Origin of the sequence: Paraburkholderia fungorum (assembly GCF_900099835.1) — a bacterium.
Lineage (GTDB): Bacteria > Pseudomonadota > Gammaproteobacteria > Burkholderiales > Burkholderiaceae > Paraburkholderia > Paraburkholderia fungorum_A.
This window is the reverse complement of sequence record NZ_FNKP01000002.1, coordinates 1,094,133-1,116,973: the sequence shown is the minus strand read 5'-3', so window position 1 is coordinate 1,116,973 and position 22,841 is coordinate 1,094,133. Positions and strand designations below refer to the sequence as shown.

The 22,841-nt window shown below is 62.5% G+C and carries 24 protein-coding genes; 15 read left to right on the top strand and 9 right to left on the bottom strand.

Features of this window, described 5'->3' with window-relative positions; translation table 11 throughout:
* Positions 1 to 71 precede the first annotated feature (71 nt).
* Positions 72 to 890 (bottom strand): DeoR/GlpR family DNA-binding transcription regulator, encoded by an 819-nt coding sequence (locus BLS41_RS20970; RefSeq protein ID WP_074768297.1) that lies wholly within the window; start codon positions 888 to 890, stop codon positions 72 to 74.
* 290 nt (positions 891 to 1,180) lie between these two features.
* Between BLS41_RS20970 and BLS41_RS20965 the strand changes: the two genes are divergently transcribed.
* The gene (locus tag BLS41_RS20965; RefSeq protein ID WP_074768295.1) at positions 1,181 to 3,676 is read left to right on the top strand and encodes a GcvT family protein; all 2,496 of its coding nucleotides are present in this window, start codon (positions 1,181 to 1,183) and stop codon (positions 3,674 to 3,676) included.
* A gap of 49 nt (positions 3,677 to 3,725) precedes the next feature.
* Here BLS41_RS20965 and BLS41_RS20960 read toward each other — a convergent pair whose 3' ends face one another.
* The 3 genes from BLS41_RS20960 to BLS41_RS20950 all read right to left on the bottom strand — a co-directional run bounded on the left by BLS41_RS20960 (position 3,726) and on the right by BLS41_RS20950 (position 5,802).
* Positions 3,726 to 4,265, bottom strand: a complete 540-nt coding sequence (locus tag BLS41_RS20960) for a cytochrome b (protein ID WP_074768293.1) — start codon at positions 4,263 to 4,265, stop codon at positions 3,726 to 3,728.
* Positions 4,262 to 5,368, bottom strand: coding sequence for a catalase family peroxidase (locus tag BLS41_RS20955; protein ID WP_074768291.1), 1,107 nt, complete (start codon positions 5,366 to 5,368; stop codon positions 4,262 to 4,264). Before BLS41_RS20955 ends, BLS41_RS20960 begins: the two co-directional genes overlap by 4 nt.
* A gap of 161 nt (positions 5,369 to 5,529) precedes the next feature.
* The gene (locus tag BLS41_RS20950) at positions 5,530 to 5,802 is read right to left on the bottom strand and encodes a DUF4148 domain-containing protein (protein WP_074768289.1); all 273 of its coding nucleotides are present in this window, start codon (positions 5,800 to 5,802) and stop codon (positions 5,530 to 5,532) included.
* Positions 5,803 to 6,048: 246 nt separating this feature from the next.
* On the opposite strand from BLS41_RS20950, the gene BLS41_RS20945 reads away from it, so the two are divergent.
* From BLS41_RS20945 to BLS41_RS20935, 3 genes are all read left to right on the top strand, one after another.
* A complete protein-coding gene (locus BLS41_RS20945) occupies positions 6,049 to 6,783 on the top strand; it encodes an anti-sigma factor family protein (RefSeq protein WP_074771084.1) in 735 nt (244 codons plus the stop codon).
* A gap of 171 nt (positions 6,784 to 6,954) precedes the next feature.
* On the top strand, positions 6,955 to 7,473 hold the full coding sequence (locus BLS41_RS20940) for a sigma-70 family RNA polymerase sigma factor (protein ID WP_074768287.1): 519 nt from the start codon (positions 6,955 to 6,957) through the stop codon (positions 7,471 to 7,473).
* The gene (locus BLS41_RS20935) at positions 7,470 to 8,375 is read left to right on the top strand and encodes an anti-sigma factor family protein (RefSeq protein ID WP_074768285.1); all 906 of its coding nucleotides are present in this window, start codon (positions 7,470 to 7,472) and stop codon (positions 8,373 to 8,375) included. The genes BLS41_RS20940 and BLS41_RS20935 overlap by 4 nt, the downstream gene beginning before the upstream one ends.
* Before the next feature lie 99 nt (positions 8,376 to 8,474).
* On the opposite strand, the gene BLS41_RS20930 is transcribed toward BLS41_RS20935, so the two are convergent.
* Complete coding sequence (locus BLS41_RS20930; RefSeq protein ID WP_074768283.1) at positions 8,475 to 9,398, bottom strand: AraC family transcriptional regulator; 924 nt, start codon at positions 9,396 to 9,398, stop codon at positions 8,475 to 8,477.
* Between the two features lie 11 nt (positions 9,399 to 9,409).
* On the opposite strand from BLS41_RS20930, the gene BLS41_RS20925 reads away from it, so the two are divergent.
* Genes BLS41_RS20925 through BLS41_RS20915 form a run of 3 tightly spaced genes read left to right on the top strand, consistent with a single transcriptional unit; the run spans position 9,410 to position 10,800 of the window.
* On the top strand, positions 9,410 to 9,616 hold the full coding sequence (locus BLS41_RS20925) for a hypothetical protein (RefSeq protein ID WP_143026332.1): 207 nt from the start codon (positions 9,410 to 9,412) through the stop codon (positions 9,614 to 9,616).
* A gap of 38 nt (positions 9,617 to 9,654) precedes the next feature.
* A complete protein-coding gene (locus BLS41_RS20920) occupies positions 9,655 to 10,557 on the top strand; it encodes an NAD(P)H-binding protein (protein ID WP_074768279.1) in 903 nt (300 codons plus the stop codon).
* 24 nt (positions 10,558 to 10,581) lie between these two features.
* A complete protein-coding gene (locus BLS41_RS20915) occupies positions 10,582 to 10,800 on the top strand; it encodes a hypothetical protein (RefSeq protein WP_074768277.1) in 219 nt (72 codons plus the stop codon).
* Between the two features lie 105 nt (positions 10,801 to 10,905).
* On the opposite strand, the gene ribA is transcribed toward BLS41_RS20915, so the two are convergent.
* A complete protein-coding gene (gene ribA / locus BLS41_RS20910) occupies positions 10,906 to 11,556 on the bottom strand; it encodes a GTP cyclohydrolase II (protein ID WP_074768275.1) in 651 nt (216 codons plus the stop codon).
* A 336-nt stretch (positions 11,557 to 11,892) separates the two neighbouring features.
* On the opposite strand from ribA, the gene BLS41_RS20905 reads away from it, so the two are divergent.
* Positions 11,893 to 12,336, top strand: a complete 444-nt coding sequence (locus tag BLS41_RS20905; RefSeq protein WP_074768273.1) for a CBS domain-containing protein — start codon at positions 11,893 to 11,895, stop codon at positions 12,334 to 12,336.
* A gap of 384 nt (positions 12,337 to 12,720) precedes the next feature.
* Here the strand turns inward: BLS41_RS20905 and BLS41_RS20900 are convergent, their stop codons facing one another.
* Both BLS41_RS20900 and BLS41_RS20895 read right to left on the bottom strand, forming a co-directional pair.
* Positions 12,721 to 13,065, bottom strand: a complete 345-nt coding sequence (locus BLS41_RS20900) for a DUF4148 domain-containing protein (RefSeq protein WP_074768271.1) — start codon at positions 13,063 to 13,065, stop codon at positions 12,721 to 12,723.
* Positions 13,066 to 13,358: 293 nt separating this feature from the next.
* Positions 13,359 to 14,000, bottom strand: a complete 642-nt coding sequence (locus BLS41_RS20895; protein WP_074768269.1) for a DNA-3-methyladenine glycosylase — start codon at positions 13,998 to 14,000, stop codon at positions 13,359 to 13,361.
* A gap of 467 nt (positions 14,001 to 14,467) precedes the next feature.
* Between BLS41_RS20895 and BLS41_RS20890 the strand changes: the two genes are divergently transcribed.
* Both BLS41_RS20890 and BLS41_RS20885 read left to right on the top strand, forming a co-directional pair.
* Positions 14,468 to 14,830, top strand: a complete 363-nt coding sequence (locus BLS41_RS20890) for a BON domain-containing protein (RefSeq protein ID WP_074768267.1) — start codon at positions 14,468 to 14,470, stop codon at positions 14,828 to 14,830.
* A gap of 469 nt (positions 14,831 to 15,299) precedes the next feature.
* Positions 15,300 to 16,382, top strand: coding sequence for a calcium:cation antiporter (locus tag BLS41_RS20885; protein ID WP_074768265.1), 1,083 nt, complete (start codon positions 15,300 to 15,302; stop codon positions 16,380 to 16,382).
* Positions 16,383 to 16,437: 55 nt separating this feature from the next.
* On the opposite strand, the gene BLS41_RS20880 is transcribed toward BLS41_RS20885, so the two are convergent.
* Entirely contained in the window at positions 16,438 to 17,340 is a 903-nt protein-coding gene (locus BLS41_RS20880) for a LysR substrate-binding domain-containing protein (RefSeq protein ID WP_074771083.1), read from the bottom strand.
* A 509-nt stretch (positions 17,341 to 17,849) separates the two neighbouring features.
* On the opposite strand from BLS41_RS20880, the gene BLS41_RS20875 reads away from it, so the two are divergent.
* The 5 genes from BLS41_RS20875 to BLS41_RS20855 all read left to right on the top strand — a co-directional run bounded on the left by BLS41_RS20875 (position 17,850) and on the right by BLS41_RS20855 (position 22,814).
* A complete protein-coding gene (locus BLS41_RS20875; protein ID WP_074768263.1) occupies positions 17,850 to 18,944 on the top strand; it encodes an ABC transporter substrate-binding protein in 1,095 nt (364 codons plus the stop codon).
* On the top strand, positions 18,941 to 19,909 hold the full coding sequence (locus BLS41_RS20870; RefSeq protein WP_074768261.1) for an ABC transporter permease: 969 nt from the start codon (positions 18,941 to 18,943) through the stop codon (positions 19,907 to 19,909). The genes BLS41_RS20875 and BLS41_RS20870 overlap by 4 nt, the downstream gene beginning before the upstream one ends.
* Positions 19,906 to 20,802: an ABC transporter permease gene (locus BLS41_RS20865; RefSeq protein WP_074768259.1), complete on the top strand. Its 897-nt coding sequence runs from the start codon at positions 19,906 to 19,908 to the stop codon at positions 20,800 to 20,802. Before BLS41_RS20870 ends, BLS41_RS20865 begins: the two co-directional genes overlap by 4 nt.
* 34 nt (positions 20,803 to 20,836) lie before the next feature.
* A complete protein-coding gene (locus BLS41_RS20860; RefSeq protein WP_074768257.1) occupies positions 20,837 to 21,916 on the top strand; it encodes an ABC transporter ATP-binding protein in 1,080 nt (359 codons plus the stop codon).
* Between the two features lie 67 nt (positions 21,917 to 21,983).
* A complete protein-coding gene (locus BLS41_RS20855) occupies positions 21,984 to 22,814 on the top strand; it encodes a transporter substrate-binding domain-containing protein (RefSeq protein ID WP_074768255.1) in 831 nt (276 codons plus the stop codon).
* The last annotated feature ends 27 nt before the right edge of the window (positions 22,815 to 22,841 follow it).

Below are 22,841 nucleotides of genomic sequence, written 5' to 3'. Positions count from 1 at the left end.
AACGGCGGCGCGATAACGCGCGTGGTCCGCAAGGTTTCGTCCTGCGCCGATTGCCTGTGTAGCCGGCCATTTTACGCGTTGGACAAATTTGGCTGTTGGGGCGGATTCGCAGGCGTATTCGAGCCCGCGGACGCGCCGGTCAGCACCTCCACACCGGCTTCGGCGAAAACCCGGGACAGTGCCGCCGAGGGAGCCTCGTCGGTAACCAGCAGATCTACGGAGTCCGGGCCGAACGCGTGGACCAGCGCGCTGTGGCCGAATTTCGCGCGATCGGCGGCGACCACGCGCTGCTCGGCCTGCGCGAACGCGGCCAGCGCGAAGGCGGCGTCGGCGGGGAGCGCATCCATGAAACGGCCTTGCAGATCGACCGCCGTCACCGAGACGATCGCGTAGCGCACGTGGAACTGGCGCACAAAGGCCAGCACGCTGTCGCCGAACGCGGCGCAATCGTCCGGCCGCAATTCGCCACCCGCGATGAACACGCGATTGCCGTTGCGCGAGCCGAGCAGCCGCGCGACTTCGGTCGAATTGGTGACCACCGTGAGCCGCGAACGCGCGGCCAGCGCCTGCGCGATATGCACGCAGGTCGAGCCGCCTTCGAGGATCAGCGACTCGCCGTCCCGCACGAGTTCGGCGATGCGCGCGCCGATCGCCCGTTTGCCGTCGAGGCTCGCCACCATCCGGCGCTGGAACGGCGGCTCGTCGAGCCGCTCGGGCAGCATGATGCCGCCGTGGACCTTGATCAGCAGGCCATCGGCGATCAACGGCTTGAGATTGCGGCGGATGGTTTCGTCGGACACGTCGAACCGGCTAGCGAGATCGGTGATCGTGCAGGTGCCCTGCTCGCGGACGAGTCGCAGGATTTCGGCCTGGCGTTGGTTGGAGAGCATGGGGTTTCGCAGGTTGGGAATTCGCTGAGTCTAGCAAAAGGCGCGTTTTTTCGTGGCTAATTCCCACATTTAGCCATGAAAAGCCACATTACCTCGGACCGAACCGTGCAAATGCGACGTACCTCTGTTGCGTCAATTCATGTTGCCGCGCGCTGCGGTTCAGACCTCACCCCGCCTTCAAACCATGACCGCTATATGACACCGCACAGAACACAACAAACTACGCGTCGCGTTGCAAAATGTGTCTTTTTACGGCAATCTACGCAGACTTAATCCACCAATTTCCACATATGTCCACACCAATTCCAACCCACGCTCGCGTCGTCATCATCGGCGGCGGCATTATTGGCTGCTCGGTGGCCTACCATCTGACGAAATTGGGTTGGACCGATGTCGTGCTGCTCGAACAGGGTCAACTGTCCTGCGGCACCACCTGGCATGCCGCCGGACTCGTCGGCCAGTTGCGCGCGCAGGAGAGCATGACCAAGCTGATCCGCTACTCGACCGCGCTCTACGCCGAACTCGAAGCCGACACCGGCCTCGCGACCGGCTGGAAGCAATGCGGCTCGCTGTCGGTGGCGCGCACCGCCGAGCGGATGACCCAACTCAAGCGCACCGCTGCCGTCGCCCGCGCGTACGGCGTGGCGTGCGACGTGATCAGCCCGCAGGAAGCCGGCGACCTGTGGCCGGTCATGCGCACCGACGACCTGCTCGGCGCGGTCTGGCTGCCCGGCGACGGCAAGGCCAATCCGACCGACCTGACCCAGGCGCTCGCCCGTGGCGCCCGCATGCGCGGCGCGCGCATCGTCGAAAACACTCGCGTGACCGCCATCCACACGCGCCAGACGCAGGACGGCAAAGCAGCCGGCGCGCGCGAAGTCAGCGGCCTCGCGTGGCGCAACAAGGATGGCGAAGAAGGCGAAATCGGCGCGGAGATCGTCGTGAATTGCGCGGGCCAGTGGGCCAAGGCCGTGGGCCGCCTGTGCGGCGTGACGGTGCCGCTGCATTCGGCCGAGCACTACTACATCGTCACCGAACGCATTGCAGGCGTGCATCCCGACCTGCCCGTGATGCGCGATCCAGACGGTTTCATCTACTTCAAGGAAGAAGTGGGCGGCCTCGTGATGGGCGGCTTCGAACCCGACGCGAAGCCGTGGGGCATGAACGGCATCCCCGAGAATTTCGAGTTTCAACTGCTGCCCGACGACTGGGATCAGTTCGAAATCCTGATGAAAAACGCGCTGGAACGCGTGCCCGCTCTCGAAACCGCGCAGGTGCGGCAGTTCTACAACGGACCGGAGTCGTTCACGCCGGATAACAATTTCATGCTCGGTGAAGCGCCCGAACTGCGGCGCTTCTTTGTCGGCGCGGGCTTCAATTCGATGGGCATCGCGTCGGCGGGCGGCGCGGGCATGGCGCTCGCGGAATGGATCGTCGCGGGCGAGCCGACCATGGACCTGTGGCCGGTCGATATCCGGCGCTTTGCGCGCTTCAACGGCAACGACACGTGGCTGCACGATCGCGTGAAGGAAACGCTCGGCCTGCATTACGCGATGCCGTGGCCGAATCGCGAACTCGACAGCGCGCGCCCTTTCCGCCGCTCACCGCTGTATTCGATGCTGCGCGACGACGGCGCGTGTTTCGGCAGCAAGATGGGTTGGGAGCGCGCGAACTTTTTCGCGCCGACCCGCGAGCAGGCGAAAATCGACTATGCATTCGGCCAGCAGAACTGGCTGCCGTGGAGCGGCGCCGAACATCGCGCGTGTCGTGAAGGCGTCGCGCTGTTCGACATGACGTCGTTCTCCAAATTTCTCGTCAAGGGACGCGACGCAGAAGACGTGCTGCAAGCGATCGTCGCCAACGACGTCGCGGTCGCGAACGGCACCACCGTCTACACCGGCATGCTCAACGAGCGCGGCGGCTACGAGTCCGACTTCACGCTCACGCGCGTCGCCGACGATCAATACCTGCTCGTCACCGGCACCGCGCAAACCACGCGCGATTTCGACATGCTCGACAAGGCGATTCCGCGCGACAAACACTGCACGCTCGTCGACGTCACCGGCCAATATGCCGTGCTTGCCGTGATGGGCCCGCGTTCGCGCGAGCTGCTGCAAAGCGTATCGAAAGCGGACTGGAGCAACGACGCGTTCGCGTTCGGCCAAAGCCGCGAAGTCGATCTCGGCTACGCGACGGTGCGCGCGACGCGGCTCACGTATGTCGGCGAACTCGGCTGGGAGCTTTATGTGCCGGTCGAATTCGCGGCCGGCGTGTACGAGACGCTGCATGAAGCGGGCAAAGCATTCGGCCTCGTCAACGCGGGCTATTACGCAATCGATTCGTTGCGGATCGAGAAAGGTTATCGCGCGTGGGGCCGCGAACTCACGCCGGACACGAATCCGTTCGAAGCCGGTTTGTCGTTTGCGTGCAAGCTCGACAAGGACATTGCATTCCGCGGACGCAACGCGTTGCTCAAGTTACGCGATGAACCGTTGCGCCGCCGGATGGTGGTGCTGACCGCCGATGGCGCAGCCGGGCGCATGCTATGGGGCGGCGAAGCGATTCTGCGCGACGGCAAACCGGTCGGCTTCGTCAGTTCGGCGGCGTTCGGGCACACGGTCGGCTGTCCGGTCGCGATGGGCTACGTGAACAACCCGGAAGGCGTCGCGGACCTCGACTATCTTCGCAGCGGCCGCTATGAAATCGATGTGGCCGGCGAGTTGCTGCCGGCCACCGTACACCTGAAGGCGCCTTACGATCCGCGCTCGGAGCGTGTGAAAAGCTGACCGCGCGCTGCCGAAAGAATGCCGGGACGCTGCCCGGACTTTGCCCCGATCAACGCCCGCTTCTCGCCATGCTGGAAAACACGCCGTCGCGCCGGATCAATCCATGAAACAGCGCGGCGGCGAGATGCAGCAGCACCGTCGCGAACAACGCGAAAGCGAACCACGTGTGCAATGCGCGCAACGTTGCGAACAGTTCGACGTTGTGCGGCGCGATCGGCGGCAAATACAGCGAGCCGATCAGGCGGACCGGATAACCCGCCGCCGACAGCATCGCCCAACCGATCAGCGGCATCGCCGCCATCAACACGTACAGCACGAGATGCGACGCTTTGGCGGCGAGCCGCTGAGGTGTCGCCATATCGTCGGGCAGCGGCGGACTGCCGCTCGTAATACGCACCCCCACGCGCAATATCACCAGCAGCAACAACGCGATGCCGAGCGGCTTGTGGATCGCGATCAACGTGGTGTGCGCGCGCGACACGGTGCCCACCATGCCCACGCCGATGAACAGCATCGCGACGATCAGCGGCGCCATCGTCCAGTGCAAAAACCGCGCGAGCGGACTGAAATGAGTACGCGTCGGCTTCATGAATGTGCTCCGTTCGAGGTGGCTGCCGTGACTGCCTGGGTTTGATGGACTGCCGGATTCAATGTTTCTTCACGGGTGCGGCGCTGATACGACAGCGCATACGCAGCCGAGCGCGCGGCCAGCAAAGGATCGTTCGATGTTTTGATGCCCGTGGGCAAAATAGTCGGATCGAAGTTGATATCGCGGCACGTCCCGTCTTCCTGCGATGTCGTGCGCTCCAGCACCAGCGTGCCCGCATCGATTCGTTGACGATCGTCGGGCCATTGCAGCGTGGCATCGTCGATGGGATCGGCGGGTTGCGCGACGGTCAGAATCAGATGCCAGCGTAACGGCCCACTTGCGATGCGTTGATTCAGGTCGGCAGCGAGGAAATTCTTTTCGGCCTTCTGCGCGTCGGTGATCGGCGCATACGGCGTGTCGGGCACCATCGCCCAGCGCACCGCATGCGTCGCGCCCTCGCTATTGGTGAAGCGGAATGCGTTGATGCCGTAGTACGCCGCATTCGCGAGACTCGACGAAGGCGGATGCGCTTTCACCCACGTCTGGAACGGCAGCGTCTCGGGGTTGGCCGCATAGAAGGCCTTGAGTTTTGCCGGGTCCGGCTTGCCCGTCGACGGATCGGGCTTCGCGGCAAGCAACTGCTGATAGAACTGCTCGGGCGTATGCACCGCGAAAACCGGTGTCGAATTCATTCCCGTGCGCCACTGCTCGCCGTTCTGCAACTGGAATTCCAGAGCGAGACTGCGCACCGGCGAACTTGTATCCGGCGCAGACGGATTGCCGCCGGGCACCGCGAAGCGTCCCGTCACCGGCGTGCGTCCCGGTTGAAACACATCGGCGCTCGAGAGCACTGCGCCCTTGCCGTTACTGTCGAAATAACCTTCGACGCACAACCCCTTCGCGTGATTGCGCCGATAGCCGGGGTGTTGACCGGCCACTGCTTCGAACGTGTTGACGATGCGCGCGGTGGTCAGGCGTTTCGGTGTTAGCCAGCCTGCCGTGTACGCAAAGCCGCCGGCCAGCGCCAGCACGACCGCGCCAATCGCGCCGAGCCGGCATGGCACGCAGACAGCCTGGGATCGGGGAACGGGTAGTTTCGTCACGAAGACTCCTTCGATGGGATAGAGACACTCACCGGCTAACACACGATCGGGCGATCTATTCCCCTGCCGTCCCAATCGTGCGCAAGCGTTCCCATCGATACAGGCGCGCGTCGTTGGCCGCGTCGTTGCGCGTGACACGCGTGCGCCGGTTGTTGCAGACATCAATTGGCACCCGCCGCCGACGCATCATTCGCGACGCGACCGGCCGCTGCCTGCGCGGCGAGCGCGTCCTTGCGCTGCTGGACCTGCTGCGCGAAGATCGGATTGACATCGGGATACGACGTGTCGGTGATGTAGTCCCGCCCGTCCTGCTGAGCCTGGATCAATTCCTGATAAACCTCGGCGCGTGTTTTTCCCTCGGCAAAGACGTTCGACGAAGCCGCGAAAACAACCACGGACGACGCGGCGATAACAGCAAAAGCGATCTTCTTCATGATGAACTCCAGAGAGTGTTGTGCGGGTTCGCATCAGGGAGAACCACGGCCTCATCGCGTTTATTCCTGCTTGGATGGCGCTGCAAAAACAAATTCCGAAGTGGGAATAAAGTCGTGTGAAGATCGGTTTGCGCGTGGTTTCCGGCACACATTTGCAACTAGAAAAATGCTTTTACGAATGGATGGAATAAACCGCGCGTGCCGGTGTTCGCCCATCAACAGCCGCCACTCGATGCACCCAATGCCATGACCTCGACCCACGCCCCACCCGCCTCGCCGCTGTCGGAAGCCGACATTCAGGCCTATGCCGACGGCACCCTGACGCCGGAACGCGCCGCCTATCTGCGTGACTATCTCGGCCGCGACCCGGCGGAAGCGCGGCGGGTCGCGTTTTACGGCAGACTCAACGCGCAAATCCAGGCAGCCTTTCAAACGACTGACGAACCCGAATCCGGCAGCCGGAAGCCGCTCGCCGAAGTGCGCCGCGCGTTCGAGCGCATGCAGAACACCAGGCGCGCGCGCAAGCTGTTTAGCGCGCTCGTCATGGTCGTTCTGGCGCTGGCAGCCGCGAGCGGCTGGCTGGCGGCAACCCAGGTATCCGCGCAGGCGCTCAACAACGCCGCGATGATGGGCCTCGCGGAAACCGGCGCACGTCATTTCTCGGCGGCGTCGCCGACCCGCAGCGATCCTTCCGCGCCGGACCTCGCGGCCATCGGGCTGCGTCTGGTCGATAGCAGGGTGCTGTCGCTCGGCTACTTTCAGCGCGCCACCGAATTCGTCTATCTGAATGGCGACAACCTGCCGGTGGTGGTGATCTCGACACTCGCCCTGCTCGCGCCCGCGCAACCTCAGTGGTCGGCGCGGCGCATCGACGCAATCAGGCTGTTGACGTGGACCGCGCAGCGCCAGCGCTTCGTGGTGGCCGGCGACGCCCGCACCCACGGTTTGATGCGCGCCGCCGACGTACTGACCACGCCATGAAGCCCCATACGAATTGCGCTTTTGCGCGGCTCCCGGCAAACCGGAGGAATAAAATGCGCGCACGCGTGTCAGCCGTTCCAGCCTGTCCGACGGCCTGTGTGCCTTCGCGGACACTTTCCCGGTCGACCGCCGGCCCGATGCCCGCGCAAAGCCCCTCGAACGGGATGAAAAATGGACGTCCGTGACGAGTTGATGGATCATGTGCCGCGTTTGCGGCGCTATGCACGAGCGCTGATCAACAATCGCGATCTCGCCGACGATCTGGTGCAGGACACGCTCGAACGCGCGCTCGGCCGCACCGACATGTTCCAGCCCGGCACCGATCTGCGGGCGTGGCTGTTCACGATCATGCACAACGTGTTCGCCAACCAGGCACGCAAGGCGTCCACGCGCGCGGTCCATGTCGCCGTCGACGACGACAGCGTCGCCGAAAGCGAATTCGCGGTGCCGTCCGACCAGACCCGCTCACTGGAAATGCGCGACCTCGACTACGCGTTGCAGCGTCTGCCGATGGAACAGCGCGAAGTGGTGCTGCTGGTGGGCCTCGAAGAAATGAGTTACGCCGACGTGGCGCTCGCGCTGAACATTCCGATCGGCACGGTCATGTCGCGGCTTTCACGCGGACGCGAACGGCTTCGGGCATTGATGGCGGGCGCGCAGCCCGGTGCGAAATTACAGGTGGTGCGATGAGCGACCAACATACGCCGATTGGCGAAGAAGATCTGCATGCGTACGTGGACGGCACGCTGTCCGACGAACGCCGTGCCGACGTGGAGCGCGCGCTCGAACACAACCCCGAGATGGCCGCGCGCGTCAGCGATTTTTTCTCGCTGAACAACATGTTTCATGAGCGCTATGACCGCGTGCTGAACGAGCCGGTGCCCAAGCGTTTGCAGGCAGCGGCGGCTGAGGCCGAGGTGCAGTCGTCGCCCAGACCGTCTCAATCGCCGCCATCGCCGTTGCCTTCGCGACGTTGGCGGATTGCCGCGAACTGGCCGCAATTCGCGGGGATGGCGGCAGCGCTGGTGATGGGGATCGGTATCGGCGTGGGCACGCATATGGGACAGGACGTGATTGCGCCGGTGGCGAGCGGGCATCTGCAAAGCTCGCGCGATTCGAACACGCGGCCCGTCAGCGCGGAGAGCCCGGAATTGTTCGCGCGGCAGGCAGCGGTCGCGCACGTGGTTTATATGCCCACGGTCGAGCGCCCGAGCGCAATGAGCGCGGACGATCAGGAACAGGATTTCGTCCAATGGCTCGCGGACAAGCTTGGCACCAACGTGCATCCGCCGATGCTGTCGAAAAGCGGCTTCAATCTGTCGGGCGGCCGTCTGCTGCCAGGCGCGGATGGACCGACCGCGCAGTTCATGTATCGCGGGCCGAACGGCGAACGCGTGACGCTGTGCATTTCGCGTCGTCAGGTGAACTCGAATACCACGGCGTTCAAGCTGTATCAGGACGGCCCGGTGAACGTGTTTTACTGGATCGACGGAGACTTCGGATATGCGGTGTCGGGTGGGATCGAGCGCAAGCAATTGCTGCAGCTTGCGCACGATGTCTATTCGCAGTTGACCGGGGCCACGCCGGGTTGATTGCTGCCGCGCTGTATGGCCGTGCGGGAAATAGCGGCGCAGGTTGACGTTGATATGCCGTTCAGGCGCGGGGCACACCGCACATCGCGTGCAGGCGGTTTATGGCCCCGTGACCGGATCGCCGCCGCTTTCACGCGATGCGTCATTCGGCATCTCGCCCGCACGCGTAAAGCGCAACTCGCGCGGCGTAACGCCGAGCAAACGCCCCATCCAGTGCGCCATGTGGCTTTGATGCGCAAAGCCCGTCTCCAGCGCGATCTGGCTCGCGTTGAACCGGCCTTGCAGCAACAAGGTCTTCGCCCGCTCCACCCTCCGCTGCAGCACGTACCGATGCACTGGCACGCCGAGCGTCTCGCGAAACAGCGCCTTGAAATGCGGCACGCTCAAGTCAGCCAGCGCGGCCAGTTCGCTCAACGTGAGACGCTGGTCCAGATGCGCTTCGATAAATTCGATCACCCGTGCCGCCGTTTTCGGCGCAAGCCTGCCACGAGTCTTCTCTAACGCCGGAGCTCCGCCGATCAGCCGCACCACCATCGCCGTACACAGACTTTCGGCGTAGAGCGGATCGGATGCATCGTCGGCTTCGAGTTCGGCATGTAGCGCCCATGCGAGATGCTGAAAGCGCGGATCGCGCATCTGGAACTGCGGACGAAGCTGCGCATCGGCGGAACTCAGCGCCAGTTGCGCGATGGTCTGCTTCGCAAAATCCTCGCCGATCCACACGCTGAAAATCGTGCACGCCGCTTCGTCGCTCCATTGCCCGTCGAGTCCTGCGGGAATCACGTCGGCGTCGCCGTGCGCCTGAATCCGCGAGTGACGCCGCTCGTTGCACAGGCAACGCGCCCTGACCGGCGCACCCACATGCACGCCGACCCGGTGATAGTTGAACGCGGGCATTTTGTGCAAGCCCGCCGACACGTTCACCAGCTCCGCGCCGAAGCCCCGCCAGCCGAGCGTTTTGCTGGAGCGCACGGTGACACGTGCGCCGCTGTGCGGTTGCAATAAAGGAGTCACGGCGTTCATCGGCTTACCTCGTGAAGGACGGCATGGCGGGCGTGTTTCGCGTCCGTCCATTGTGCTGCGTTTTTCGCGGCTTTGCCTGGCGCTACGGGATGACTCAATGGACGGTGGCCGCTGAGCGTATCGCCGATGTTGCGCATTCGGCGCCGCAGGAAAAACAGTCATCCGAATCTGCGCATCGCCATCTTTACCTGCGCGTTTCTTTATTGCCGCGTTCCTAAGATGACGTCATGCGGGTCATCGTCGAAAGGAGCTAAACGTGTACGTGATTCTGGGTGCAGCGGGAAATGTGGGGACAGCGGCCGCAGCGGCTTTGCGTCGCGCGGGACGTGATGTGCGGGCGGCAGTTCGTCATGAAAAGCAGCGTGGAGCGCTTGATGAAATCGGCTGTGAGACGGTGGTGGTCGATCTGTTCGACGCGGAATCAGTGGCGCGGGCAATTCGCGGTGCGCAGGCGGTGCAGTTACTGTGTCCGCTGCCGCATCATCACGCGGATCCGGCCGCCGCGATGCGAAGCATGATCGACGCGTGCGTCACCGCGTTGCGCGCCGATCCGCCGGATCACGTGCTGGCGCTGTCCGATTACGGCGCTGAACACGCGAGCGGCACGGGCATTACGATGCTGTTCCATTATCTGGAAACGCAACTCCGCACGGTCGACGCGCAGCTGACGTTTCTACGTTCCGCCGAACACATGCATAACTGGGCCCGCGTATTGCCGATGGCGCTTGCCAGGGGCGTGCTGCCGAGTCTGCATCATCCGTTGGACAAGCGCTTTCCGACGGTGGCTGCACAGGATGTGGGCATTGTTGCAGCGAGATTGCTACTCGATGCTGACGTGCGGGTTTCGCGAGTTTCACCGCGCGTAGTGAGTGTCGAAAGCCAGCAACGCGTCAGTGTGCTGGACGTGGCCCGCACGATCAGCGAGGTATCAGGGCACGCCGTCACTGCGCACGAAGTGCCGCGCGACGACTGGAATGCCGTGCTTCAGCGCTCGGGACTCGGCGAACTTCATGCGCGCCTGATCGCCGATCTGTACGATGCGCACAACGCGGGCCGCATCGACGTCGAAGCGGATGTCGGCGAGCGGCGCTTCGGCACGACGACGTTATCGCAAGTATTTGCAGCACTCGTGCCGCAGATCGACGCGGCGGTTCGCTGAGCGTCGTTCGCAAGGAGACACATCATGCAAACGTGCCCTTTGTACCCTCTGCTGCACGGCTCGAAGAAATCGAATGGGACTGCGACGGCTCGCGGCACTGAAACGTCCACCGCGTGCGGAAGCGCCGGCGCGCGGCGCTGGCTGGCAGTATCGATAACGCTTCTGGGATGGACCGGCTGGCACGCGCTGCGAGACCTGCTCAGCGCGATTCCCGACAGTAACGACGACTTCGGTTTGTTCTGACGCGCTACCGGGTCAAACTTCGGCAATATCGCGCGGAATACGACGCTAAAACAAACCGACACCGGCCGCCGTTTGCAAAAACGGCGGCCGGTTCACATGCGTCGCTTATTCGTTCTCGTCGAAGTAGTGGCCGAACTTGACCTGCTTCGTGCGGATATAACGCTCGTTTTCTTCACGCATCGGAATCGCCAGCGCCACGCGCTCGCAGACCGGAATGCCGTGCTTGGACAGCGTGTCGAACTTCTCCGGATTGTTGCTCATCAGGCGCACCGACGTGACTTTCAGCGTGCGCAGAATGCCCGCGGCCGAATCGTATTCGCGCGAATCGTCAGGCAGACCGAGATCGAGATTGGCCTCGACGGTGTCGCGCCCCTGCTCCTGCAACGCATACGCGCGAATCTTGTTCGACAGACCGATGCCACGCCCTTCGTGCCCGCGCAAGTAGAGCAGCACACCGCAACCCTCGGCGGCGATGTAGCGCAGCGCCAGATCGAGCTGTTCGCCGCAATCGCAGCGATAGGAGCCGAGCACGTCGCCGGTGAGGCATTCGGAATGCAGGCGCGTCAACACGGACGACTGATTGGCGACATCGCCCATCACGAGCGCAAGATGTTCGGCGCCGCTTTCGCATACACGGAAGACATACGAAGTGAACGTGCCGTAGCGCGTGGGAAGCGTGGCGGTGGCGTCGAGAATGACGCATTCGCCGTTGGTTGCGCCCTCTGCTGCTGGCGACGGATCGTGAGACGTGAGCATGGCGTTAGACAGTATTGCTGACATGAACCCGATCAAACCGGGAATAAGGTACGGACTGGGAGTTTACCGCTAATCCGCGTGACGCATGCGTATGTCCCCTCAAGCAGCGCTGAGGCGGGCCTTGCGTGCGTTCCAGGCCGCCGCCGCTTTAGCCAGCACGCGGCCGCAATAACGCCGCCTGAACTTGCCGTACCCTGCCGCTACCCGAGTTAAACGTACCGCGCGCCACAGGTATTCCCGAACTACTGCGGCGGCACGTCACGCCTATACTGGAATGGCCTTTCCCTCTCGACAGCGCGCCGCCTCGGCGTGCTGCACTGCGAAATGGAGCGCTCCATGACAAGCGTTGCACAGCTACTAAAAACGAAACCGACCAACACGCCCGTCTTCACGATCGGCGCCGACGATTCCGTCTATAACGCGATCAAACTCATGGCCGAAAAGGGCATCGGCGCGCTGGTGGTCACGGACGGCGACAGCATCGCCGGAATCATCACGGAGCGCGACTATGCACGCAAGGTCGTGCTGATGGACCGCTCGTCGAAGGAAACGCCGGTGCGCGACATCATGAGCCGCGCTGTGCGATTCGTGCGCCCCGACCAGACAACTGACGACTGCATGGCGCTGATGACCGAGCGCCGCATGCGCCACTTGCCGGTCATCGAGAATGACCGGCTGATCGGCATGGTGTCGATCGGCGACCTGGTGAAGAACATCATCGCCGAGCAACAATTCACGATTCAACAGCTCGAGTTTTATATTCACGGCGAGCGCCCCTGACGGGACGTCGGCACAACCCGTAGAACGCAAAAAAAGCCCAATCCTTCAACAGGTTGGGCAAAGCTACCTTGCGGCAGCGGAGGTTCATTGAACTCTGATGCAGCTGGACGCGTGCGATGTAATGCTGACCGTCCGTTGCCGTGGATGTTTCTGTGCGAGATGTCGCGCGCCGAGCTTCCCAACGCTCTTTCGATGCCGGGCGCATTGCTAACAGGCGGACGCGCCGACCGGCCGGATGTCGATTGGCAGGCAATCCTGATTCGATTGCATGCCGCATTAAAAATGAGCGCCGGCTAGATTCGCACGCGAGTAGTTGCGATTTCAACCCGGCAAATGGCGCGAGACGATCAGCTGAATGGCCAACCGCCTCTATCTACGAACCAGTTAGTTGCCGAAATAGACCGACTTCGGACCCGAGGTCGGCTGAACCATACCGCCTGACTGCGACGAACCGCTCATCGCACCGCCATAGCCGCTGGTGTCGGCGACCGGCTCCTGAGTCTGCGCGACAGCCGGATTTTCCGCCTGAACGCGGCGTTCGGCGGCCTGAATATCGGCCGGATAGGTGACGTCGTTCGAAATGGCCGGGTTGTAACCCGCCTGTTCAAGCTGGATCAATTCGTTTTTAACTTCCGCGCGGGTCGCGGGCTGTTGACTGGCCTGCGCAAATGCGGCGACCGGGGCTGCAAGAACGGCTGCAATGGCGACTGCCTTGATAAGCGATTTCATGATGACCTACCTCCATATCTGGTTTTATTTGCGTCGCTTGTCATATTCATGAGAAGCGAGTGGTTTCAGTCTAGTCACCAGAATGCCAAGGGAAAACCCTTGATTTAGAGATAGATAATTGCTGAAATCGCAAGGATTCTAAAGAAGATACCGGCTTGAACGCCCCATGATTGGGCAATGCCGTAATAATTGTCGGAAACGTAACCCGATGTGTCTGACGTTTCAAAAATACGTCTGATGCGAGCGGCTTTTTCCATAAACCGTTTTATGCGCGGTTAAAACTACGCACGAGCTTATGCACCAGAATGTAGCGCCGAATGCGGCGCGACCAGCAATTTACGTGGACCGCTGACAAATCCGCTTCCCGGTTCAAAAAAACGCAATGGCAAATGCATTTCACGCGACAAACCGATTCGCGTCGTCACGCCAATTGGCATTTCCCCTATCTCTATTACGCCAATCCATAAATCGCGTCCCGCGCAAAGGTCATGGCCGTCGAATGACGGTCCGACATCGAGTGCCATCGTGAGCCGGCCTGGCCCACGCGCGAGATCGCGCAGCGGTACGCCGGGACGCCGCGTTTCCATCAACGCAAGTCCTTCGAGCGGTTCGATCGCGCGAAAGAGGATACCGGCGCCAACCTCCTCCACCTCGGCGGACATGTTCAGCATGTACGACAGCCCGTAGGTGAGCCGCACATAGGCATGGCCTGGCGCGAGAAACATCGACCCGTTATGCGGACGCCGCCCCTTGAACGCGTGACTGGTCGAATCCCCCAGCGGATAAGCCTCGGTCTCCACAATCCGCCCGCTCATGCGCCCTTCGGGCAGATCGTGCACGAGGTATTTGCCGATCATGAAGCGCGCCAGTTCGACGGTGTCGACCGGCAGATCGGCTCGCCGCAATAGCCGGATCGGGAGTAATTCCTTTCGCATGCGTTCAATCCTTTTCTCGCCAAACGCATCACTTCGAATTATGAAAATCACCAGGCGCGATTGCGTTAAATAGTGGGAACATCAGAGAAAAATTCGCAAAGCGCAGACAATAAGCAGTGAATGAAACAATGCACAAACAGAGGCAAAACGGTATTAAACAAATCCCTGATCCAGCGATAAAACGCCATTTGCCGGCGGTCAGTGGCGCATTCGTTGTACCAAAGCCTCATTTCGGTACACCGTAGCATTCAACATGGCACTAATTGGAGTATCGTGTCTGTCCAGCCGGTAGCATAGGCTTTGTCTGCTCGTGCGCGCCCCGTCGCGCCCGCATCAGCCTACAGTCTGAAAGCTTTTGGTATGGCCTGCTGCACGTTCCATTCAGATTTAATTCCGATTTACCCGTTGGTGTAGCAAATCGTCCTCATCTGGGGACCGCATACTTAATGACAATAGGAGAAAGTTGAATGAAAGCATTCCCGGCAATCAAGATGATCGGCGGCGCACTGATCGTTCTGGCGTCCATCAATGCCTACGCACAAGCTAGCGATGCAGCTGCTCCCGCAGCCGCAACCACGTCGGCTGCGCCGACGGCCAAGCAAACCAAGGCAGCCAACCGCGCACTGAGCCGCAAGGTTCGCGGCGCACTGGCAAAGACGAAGGGCCTGAGCGTGTCGAACATCACCGTGCGCGCACGTAGTGGTGACGTGACGCTGCAAGGTTCGGTGCCGGAACAGGCAATGGTCGACCTCGCAACGCAAACGGCGCAAGGCGTCGCTGGCGTGAAGTCGGTCAAGAACGCGCTGACGATCCGTGCCGAAGGCCAATAATCGGGTAATTCAGCTGTAGAGCAATTCACGGGCGCCGATGTCTTCGACGTATGACATTGGCGTCCGGGTTCGGATTCGAATTCGATAACCCTCCCGTCGAATGCCGCGCGTCACGAATCGTGTCGCCAAACTTCCGCTTTTGCTTAGATTTCCGTCTGGTTTCCACTCTGGCGCGAACGCGCCGTCTTCAGAATTTCTCGCCGTAAGTTGCGCCATTCTGCGCAAACGTCCTTTCTCTCGAGTTATCGCCGTTTTTGCATCCTGTGGTGTCAAACTCGGGCGTCATAATGACGTATTTCCGTTGATGACGCCCCATCACACGAGAATGCACAGATCCGTGAAATTTATCCTTTATAATTTAACGGCTTATATCGCATTTCTGACACACCGCTTTAACATTTTTGCCTGATTTGTTCGCAGGCTCCGCACGTTTTTTCCAGCCAGAACCGGCATTCAAAAGGAAGTTCGAATGAGCAAGCCCTCGGCCGTTTTGCCCCGCTGGACCCTTGTCACGCCTTTCGTCGCGTGGATCGTGCTGGGCGCCTCGCACGCGATGGCGGCCAACGCGCTGCTGCTCATACTGGTCGGCCTCGCGTTGTGCGCGGCGGTCTTTACGGCGGTCCATCACGCGGAAGTGGTCGCGCATCGCGTCGGCGAACCGTTCGGCACGCTGGTGCTGGCGGTAGCCGTGACGGTGATCGAGGTGGCGCTGATCGTGTCCGTGATGCTGACGTCCGGGCCGGAGAAAGCCGGCCTCGCACGCGACACGGTGTTCGCGGCGGTGATGATCGTCTGTAACGGCATTGTGGGCATCTGCCTGCTGGTGGGCGGTATTCGCCATCGGGAGCAGGATTTTCAAAGCCGTGGCGCGGCGGCGGCGCTGGCCGTGCTCGCGTCGTTGTCCGTGCTGACGCTGGTCATGCCGAACTACACCACCACCAGCGTCGGTCCGATCCTGTCGCCGTCACAGCTCGCGTTTGCCGGGGTGTCGTCGCTGGTGCTGTATGGGGTGTTCGTGTTCGTGCAGACCGTGCGTCATCGCGATTATTTTCTGGCCGGTACGCCCGACGAAGACGTCCACGCCGAGCCGCCGAGTGCCGGTCTCGCGCTCGCGGCCGGTGGTCTGCTGCTGGTGTGTCTCGTTGCCGTGGTGCTGCTCGCGAAGGTGCTGTCGCCGGTGGTCGAAACCGCGGTCCAGAATGCGGGCGCGCCGCCCGCCGTGGTCGGGATCATCATCGCGGCGCTGGTGCTGCTGCCCGAAGGGCTCGCGGCCGTGCGCGCGGCGCGTGCCGACCGTCTGCAGAACAGCCTGAATCTTGCGCTTGGGTCGGCTCTCGCCAGCATCGGGTTGACCATTCCGACCGTGGCCGGGGTGTTTCTGTACACCGGTCAGCCGCTCGTGCTCGGCATCAACGGCAAGGAAACGGTGTTGCTGATGCTGACGCTGGTGGTCGGCACGCTCACGCTGAGCACGGGGCGCACCACGATTTTGCAAGGCGCGGTGCATCTGTCGCTGTTCGCCGCGTATCTGTTCCTGTCGTTCGCGCCTTGAGGCGACGGGCCGTCTGCTTGGCGTGGCCGATCACGGCAACGTAAAAGCGGGCGGCCTAATCTTCCCAATGTTCCGCGATCCACTCGCGGAACAAATTCAGCTTCTGCTGATGCGCGACCGAATCCGGATAAACGAAGTAATAGCGCCAGCCGGTTTTGAGCACCGTATCGAACGGCCGCACCAGGCGGCGCGCGGCGACATCCTCGTCGATTAGCGCAAGGTCGCTGATCGCCACGCCGAAGCCCTGTAATGCCGCGTTGGTCGCCATATCGAGCGTGTCGAAGCTCGGGCCGAGTTCGGCGTCGATCTCTCCAGCGGCCGGGCCACTCACCTCGCCCACTTCCGTCACCTTCGCCAGCCACATTTTCCAGTCACGATGATCGCGGGTCGGATGCAGCAGCGTATGGCGCGCGAGATCGGCGACCCCGGCTAGCGGCTTGTCCTTCAGCAATTCGGGCGCGCATACCGGCGTCAGACGCTCTTCGAACAGCGGCACCGCCTGCACGTCCGCCCCCGGCGACGACGCATAGATGATCGCCGCGTCGAACGGCTCGCTCTGAAAATCGACATCGTGCTGCCAGGTCGTCGTGATCTGCACATGCAGATCGGGGTATTCGGCCTGGAAACGCATGATTTTCGGCAGCATCCAGCGCATCACGCAGGTCGGCACTTTCAGCGCGAGATCGGTGCGTTGGCGCGTCAGCCGCAGCGAAATTTCCTCAATACGCGCAAAGCTTTCCTTGACGGCGGGCAGCAGCATTTCGCCCTCGGCGGTCAGCGTCAAACCTTTCGCGTGACGCTTGAAGAGCGGAAACTTGTAGTAGTCCTCGAGCGCGATGATCTGCCGGCTGACCGCGCCTTGCGTCAGGCACAAATGGTCGGCGGCGCGCGTGAAACTTCGGTGGCGCGCTACGGTTTCGAAAATCTGCAGCGCGTTGAGCGGCGGGAGTCGTCGCATCGGGTATCCGGGATCAAAAAAAATCATTACGCAGGCGTGGCGATCAGGTCGCCCGCTTGCCCGACAAGCCCACAGGATACGCGATCAGAAAGGGCCGCACGAGATACCTCGACCCTATCGGCATGCGTCCGGCTCATGCCGCTTTAAAAAATGGCGTTTTCGCGCCGCTGCTGCACCGGGAAAGGGCAACGCAGTAGAACATCCGCACCAGAACCGAGCTTTCCTCATACCTCGACGTGAACCGCGATGCGCGCAAATCATGAACGTTAACCCGCATGCGCCACTGCGTCGGCGTTCTCCCCGGCTTATCGGGTTTGGCGACATGAACCCCGCGAGGTCAGCCGCATGAGCTTATGTCATACCGCCCATGCGCATATTTCGTTTGGCGCGGGATTTTGACAAACCTAGAGTGCATCAACACGCAACGCAGCGCAGCGGTCAAAGCGGACACCTCAGACAACCCGAGGTAACCGGTCAAGGTAACAGGCGTTCAACACAGGGAGACCGCCATGCAAGAGATCAAACGGGGCAGAAGGCAGGCTATCAAGACGATCGGCGCGGCGCTCGCCGCCTCCACGCTGCCGATGCCGTTCGTCAACCTGCGCGCGCAGGAGCACAACTTCAGCGGCAAGACGCTGCGCGTGCTGACCTGGTCGGACGACACCGGCGCGGCCGCGCTGCGCAACATCGCCGCGACGTTCACCGCGAAAACCGGCTGCAAGGTGATTGCCGATCGCGCCGACGGCACCTCCGGCATGGTCGCCAAGCTCAAGGCTGCGGGCGATCGTCCCACGTACGACGTGATCACGCTGGCGGGCGTCGGCGCGTCGGGTCTCGGCGACGCCGGTCTGCTGATGAAGCCCGATCTCGACAAGCTGCCCAATCTGAAGGACGTCGCGCCGCAATACCGCACGGGCGCGAACGGCTTCGGGGTCGGCTATCTGCTGTGGTCGGACGGTCTGATCTACAACACGGCGACGGTCAAAAACGCACCCACTTCGTATGAAGCACTGTGGGACCCGAAGTATTCCGGCCGCGTGTTCCTGCCGCCGCCCGAGTGGGCCGAAGCGGTGGACCTCGCGATCATCGCCGCGAAAATGAATGGCGGTTCGCAGCAGAACATCGAGCCGGGCTTCAAGAAGCTGATGCAACTGAAAGATCACGTGATGACGCTCGGCGAGAATCCGAACCAGGTGGCCGACCTGTTCCGCACCGGCTCGCTCGATATCGGCGGCATCTATTCGCCGGCGTTTTTCCCCGACCAGATCCGCAAGCCCGAATACAAGATGGGCGTGACCTACGGGATGAAGGAAGGCTTCGCGACGCAACTGATGTTCACCGTGATCCCCAAAGCGCATCCCGGCGACAGTGACGTGATCCACGCGTTCATCAATCATTCGCTCGATGCCGGCGTGCAAGGCCGCATGGCCGCCGACGTACTGAACGGTCCGGTCAATTCGAAAGCGGTGATTCCGGCCGAGAGCCGCGCGTTCGTGCCGAGTCCGCAACAGATCGCCGAAAAAGCCGTGCTGCATGACGACAAGGCGCTCGCCGTCGTGCAACCGGCGTGGATCAAGCGTTACACCGAAATCTTCTCGGCATGACGACGATGCTCGCGCGCTTTTCGCGGCGTGGCGCAGCGGGGCCGGCTGATCCAGCGGCGCCCGGTTCGTCGCCGGGCGCGGTGCCTGGCCCACTGGACGAACCTTCCGCCACGGCCATGTCGAAAGCTCGCCCGTGGCTGCTGCTCGCGCCGATCCTGCTGTTCCTCACCGTGCTCGGCGCGGCGGCGCTCGTCGTGTTGCGCATGAGCTTCGGCGCGCAGGGCGACGAGTGGCGCGGCTTCACGCTGCAGAATTACGCGGACCTGCTCGACGGCTATTTCATGAAGTCGCTGTGGCTCACGCTGAAGCTCGCGTTCCAGAGCATGGTCTGCGCGGTACTGCTGGCGATTCCCGTCGCGCTGGCGATGGCGCGCACGAAATCGCGGCTCGCGCGCCGGCTTCTGCTGGCGGGCGTGCTGTTGCCGCTGCTTGTGAATCTGCTGCTGCAAGGCTATGGCTGGCTGATCATTCTCGGACCGGCCGGTTTGCTCAATCATGCGCTGCTCGGCAGCGGCCTCGTCCAGCGTCCGCTGATGTTGCTGTATCGCGAGCATGGGGTGTTGCTCGGGCTGATCCAGACCGCGTTTCCGCTCGCCGTGCTGCCGCTGTCCAGCGCGATGCGCGCCGTTTCCCTCTCCTTTGAAGAAGCCGCGGCTACGCTCGGCGCAACGCGCTGGCAGACGCTGCGTCATGTGTTGTTGCCGCTGGCGATGCCCGGCCTCGTGTCCGGCGCGCTGCTGGTGTTTGCGTATAACGCGAGCGCGTTCGCCGTGCCGCTGCTGCTCGGCGGACGACGCGTGCCGATGCTCGCGGTGCTGGTCCACGATCAGGTCGCGCCGTTGCTCAACTGGCCGGCGGCGTCTGCATCGGGCGTCGTGCTGATGATCGCCACGCTCAGCGTGATGGCGCTGTCGCAACGCCTCGTGCGCCGCACGCAACGTCTCGCCGAGGAGCCGCACGCATGAGCACGCCGATCCCAACCTCCTCGCGTTTGCCGCAAAGCGCACCGCCTTCGCCCCGCTTGCCGCGCTTGCCCCACGTGATGCCCGGCCAGCTTGGCAAGGCCACCGCGCTGCTCGCCGCGGTCGTTCTGTTCCTCGCCGCGCTGCCGATCCTCACGATGATCGTGATGTCGTTCAGCGCCGCCGACACGCTCGAATTCCCACCGCACGCGTACGGCTTGCACTGGTATCGCGCGGCATGGCAGAGCTTCGTGTCGCCGGATGCGAGCGATTCGATGTCGATGGGCGCCGCGTTGAGCACCAGCCTGATCGTCGCGCTGTCGACGATGCTGATCGCCACGCTCGTCTCCGTTCCCGCCGCCTACGCGCTCTCCCGCTACCGTTTTCGCGGCAAGCCGATGGTCGAGCAACTGGTCGCGCTGCCGCTGGTTTATCCGCTGGTGATGCTCGGGCTGTCGCTGCTGCTGGTGTTCAACGTGCTGCCGGTCGAACTCGGCGTGTTCCGGCTGATCATCGCGCATGTGATCCTGGCGTTGCCGTTCACGGTGAAGAACTGCGCGGCGTCGGTAGCGTCGATCGGGCCGGAGTTCGAGGAAGCCGCCTGCGTGATGGGCGCCAGCCCCGGCCGCGCGCTCGTCGATGTGATCCTGCCGCTGATGCGCCCCGGCATTCTCGCCGGCATGCTGTTCGCGTTCATCATCTCGTTCAACGAATTCACGGTGACGTTTTTCCTCTACGGCATCGACACGATGACGCTGCCGGTGTGGCTCTACAGCCGCACGGTGTCGTCGCTCGATCCGACCGTGTTCTGCTTTGCCGTGTTCATCGTCGCGATCGATTTCGCGCTGATCTGGCTGCTCGAAAAGCTGATCGGTGACGAAGGCGTTGCGCTTTGATTCCGCTCACGACACTTCTTTGCTGGAGCCTCCGATGACCCATCTGACCTTGCAGGCCGTGACCCGCCGCTTCGGCGCGGCGCACGCCGTCGACAACGTCGATCTGAGCGTGCCGGACGGCAAGCTGGTGTGCTTTCTCGGCCCGTCCGGCTGCGGCAAGACCACGCTGCTGCGGATGATCGCCGGGCTCGAAACGCCAAGCTCGGGCAGCATCCATTTCGCCGGACGCGACATCACGCGCGTGCCGGCCAACCAGCGCGACTTCGGCATGGTGTTCCAGTCGCTCGCACTGTTTCCGCATATGACGGTCGCGCAAAACGTCGCGTATCCGCTGAAATTGCGCAAGACCGCGAAAGATCGGCAGACGAAGCGCGTCGCCGAATTGCTGGAGTTGATTCAGTTGCCGCACATGGCAAACCGGCCGGTCACGCAACTGTCGGGCGGCCAGCGTCAGCGCGTGGCGATTGCGCGCGCCATTGCGTCGGAGCCGAAACTGCTGCTGCTCGACGAACCGCTGTCCGCGCTCGACGCCAAGCTGCGCGAAGCGATGCAGGTCGAGATCCGCCTGCTGCAACAGCGCCTGGGCATCACGACGATCATGGTCACGCACGACCAGCGCGAAGCCATGACGATGGCCGACGAAATCGTCGTGATGGAAAAAGGCCGCATCGCGCAGGTGGGCAAGCCGCTCGATATTTATCGCGAACCGGTCAGCGAATTCGTCGCGGACTTTATCGGCCTCGGTAATATCCTGCCGGTCACGTACGATGGCGCGGGCGGCGTGAGCTTGCCGGGCGGCCGGCGTATCGCGGTCGCGCAGAACGCGCGCGTGCCGGAATCGCACGACGGCATCCGTCTGCTGATCCGCCCGGAAGACGTGTGTCTGAAGGCGTCTTCGAAGGACGAGGCCGCGAGCGCGAACCGCCTGAGCGGCACCGTCACGTTTATTCGCGACGTGGGCGCGTCACTGGAGGCGACTATCGACTGCACCGGCTTCACGCTGACGGCCGCCACCACGCCGCGCGAAACGCCGGGTCTGACGCTTGGCATGCCGGTGTTCGCCGAATTGCCACCTCACGCATGCAAACTGATCGCCGCACGCGCGGCGCACTGAATCCGCCGCGCAACAAACAAGCAACCAATCAATTCAAAGAACCACGGTTTTAGACAGAGGAAAGATCATGAATCAGCGTCCCGTTTCCGTTATTCAATCGACCGCCCGCCGCACCTTCACCACGCTCGCCGCGACGCTGGCGTTCACGGCCTTCGGCGCACTCGCTGCGCTGCCGGGCACCGCGCATGCCGATGCACTCGACAACATCGCGAAATCGGGCACTGTGCGTATCGGCGTGTTCGAGGACTACCCGCCGTTCGGCTCGATCGGCCCGGACATGAAGCCGATGGGCTACGACATCGACGTCGCGAACCTGATCGGCAAGGCATTGAACGCGAAGGTCGAACTCGTGCAGGTGACCGGCGACAACCGGATGGCCTATCTCGCCGACCACAAGGCCGACATGCTGCTGTCGGTCGGCCAGACGCCGGAACGCGAAAAGGTGATCGACTTCTCGCAACCGTACGCGCCCTACTACCTCGCCGTGTTCGGCCCGAAAAACCTGCCCGTGAAGAACGCCGCCGACCTCGCCGGCAAGTCGATTTCGGTCGCGCGCGGCACGCTGGAAGACCTGAGCGTCACGAAGATCGCGCCGCCGTCCGCCAACATCAAACGTTTCGACGATCCGAACGGCGCTATTTCGGCGTTTCTTTCTGGTCAGGTACAGTTGATGGTGGTCGGCAACGACGTCGGCGCGACGATTCTCGCGCGTCATCCGGCGAACGACCCGGAGCAGAAGTTCTCGCTGTTCAGCTCGCCCGATCACGTCGGTCTGAACAAGAACGAACCGCGCCTGAAGCAGAAGATCGACGACACGATTGCCAAGGCCCGCAAGGACGGCACGATGAACGCGATCTCGCAGAAATGGCTGCGCGCGCCGCTGCCGGCCGATCTCTGAACCTTTTTTGCGCGGACCGGGAAGGAC

Bases quoted from the DNA above. Each gene is read 5' to 3' on its own strand.
- ribA (WP_074768275.1), bottom strand. From the start codon at position 11,556: ATGCTCACGTCTCACGATCCGTCGCCAGCAGCAGAGGGCGCAACCAAC.
- BLS41_RS20950 (WP_074768289.1), bottom strand. From the start codon at position 5,802: ATGAAGAAGATCGCTTTTGCTGTTATCGCCGCGTCGTCCGTGGTTGTT.
- BLS41_RS20930 (WP_074768283.1), bottom strand. From the start codon at position 9,398: ATGAACGCCGTGACTCCTTTATTGCAACCGCACAGCGGCGCACGTGTC.
- BLS41_RS20970 (WP_074768297.1), bottom strand. From the start codon at position 890: ATGCTCTCCAACCAACGCCAGGCCGAAATCCTGCGACTCGTCCGCGAG.
- BLS41_RS20875 (WP_074768263.1), top strand. From the start codon at position 17,850: ATGCAAGAGATCAAACGGGGCAGAAGGCAGGCTATCAAGACGATCGGC.
- BLS41_RS20860 (WP_074768257.1), top strand. From the start codon at position 20,837: ATGACCCATCTGACCTTGCAGGCCGTGACCCGCCGCTTCGGCGCGGCG.
- BLS41_RS20960 (WP_074768293.1), bottom strand. From the start codon at position 4,265: ATGAAGCCGACGCGTACTCATTTCAGTCCGCTCGCGCGGTTTTTGCAC.
- BLS41_RS20890 (WP_074768267.1), top strand. From the start codon at position 14,468: ATGAAAGCATTCCCGGCAATCAAGATGATCGGCGGCGCACTGATCGTT.
- BLS41_RS20880 (WP_074771083.1), bottom strand. From the start codon at position 17,340: ATGCGACGACTCCCGCCGCTCAACGCGCTGCAGATTTTCGAAACCGTA.
- BLS41_RS20870 (WP_074768261.1), top strand. From the start codon at position 18,941: ATGACGACGATGCTCGCGCGCTTTTCGCGGCGTGGCGCAGCGGGGCCG.
- BLS41_RS20945 (WP_074771084.1), top strand. From the start codon at position 6,049: ATGACCTCGACCCACGCCCCACCCGCCTCGCCGCTGTCGGAAGCCGAC.
- BLS41_RS20935 (WP_074768285.1), top strand. From the start codon at position 7,470: ATGAGCGACCAACATACGCCGATTGGCGAAGAAGATCTGCATGCGTAC.
- BLS41_RS20900 (WP_074768271.1), bottom strand. From the start codon at position 13,065: ATGAAATCGCTTATCAAGGCAGTCGCCATTGCAGCCGTTCTTGCAGCC.
- BLS41_RS20940 (WP_074768287.1), top strand. From the start codon at position 6,955: ATGGACGTCCGTGACGAGTTGATGGATCATGTGCCGCGTTTGCGGCGC.
- BLS41_RS20865 (WP_074768259.1), top strand. From the start codon at position 19,906: ATGAGCACGCCGATCCCAACCTCCTCGCGTTTGCCGCAAAGCGCACCG.
- BLS41_RS20895 (WP_074768269.1), bottom strand. From the start codon at position 14,000: ATGCGAAAGGAATTACTCCCGATCCGGCTATTGCGGCGAGCCGATCTG.
- BLS41_RS20855 (WP_074768255.1), top strand. From the start codon at position 21,984: ATGAATCAGCGTCCCGTTTCCGTTATTCAATCGACCGCCCGCCGCACC.
- BLS41_RS20965 (WP_074768295.1), top strand. From the start codon at position 1,181: ATGTCCACACCAATTCCAACCCACGCTCGCGTCGTCATCATCGGCGGC.
- BLS41_RS20915 (WP_074768277.1), top strand. From the start codon at position 10,582: ATGCAAACGTGCCCTTTGTACCCTCTGCTGCACGGCTCGAAGAAATCG.
- BLS41_RS20885 (WP_074768265.1), top strand. From the start codon at position 15,300: ATGAGCAAGCCCTCGGCCGTTTTGCCCCGCTGGACCCTTGTCACGCCT.
- BLS41_RS20905 (WP_074768273.1), top strand. From the start codon at position 11,893: ATGACAAGCGTTGCACAGCTACTAAAAACGAAACCGACCAACACGCCC.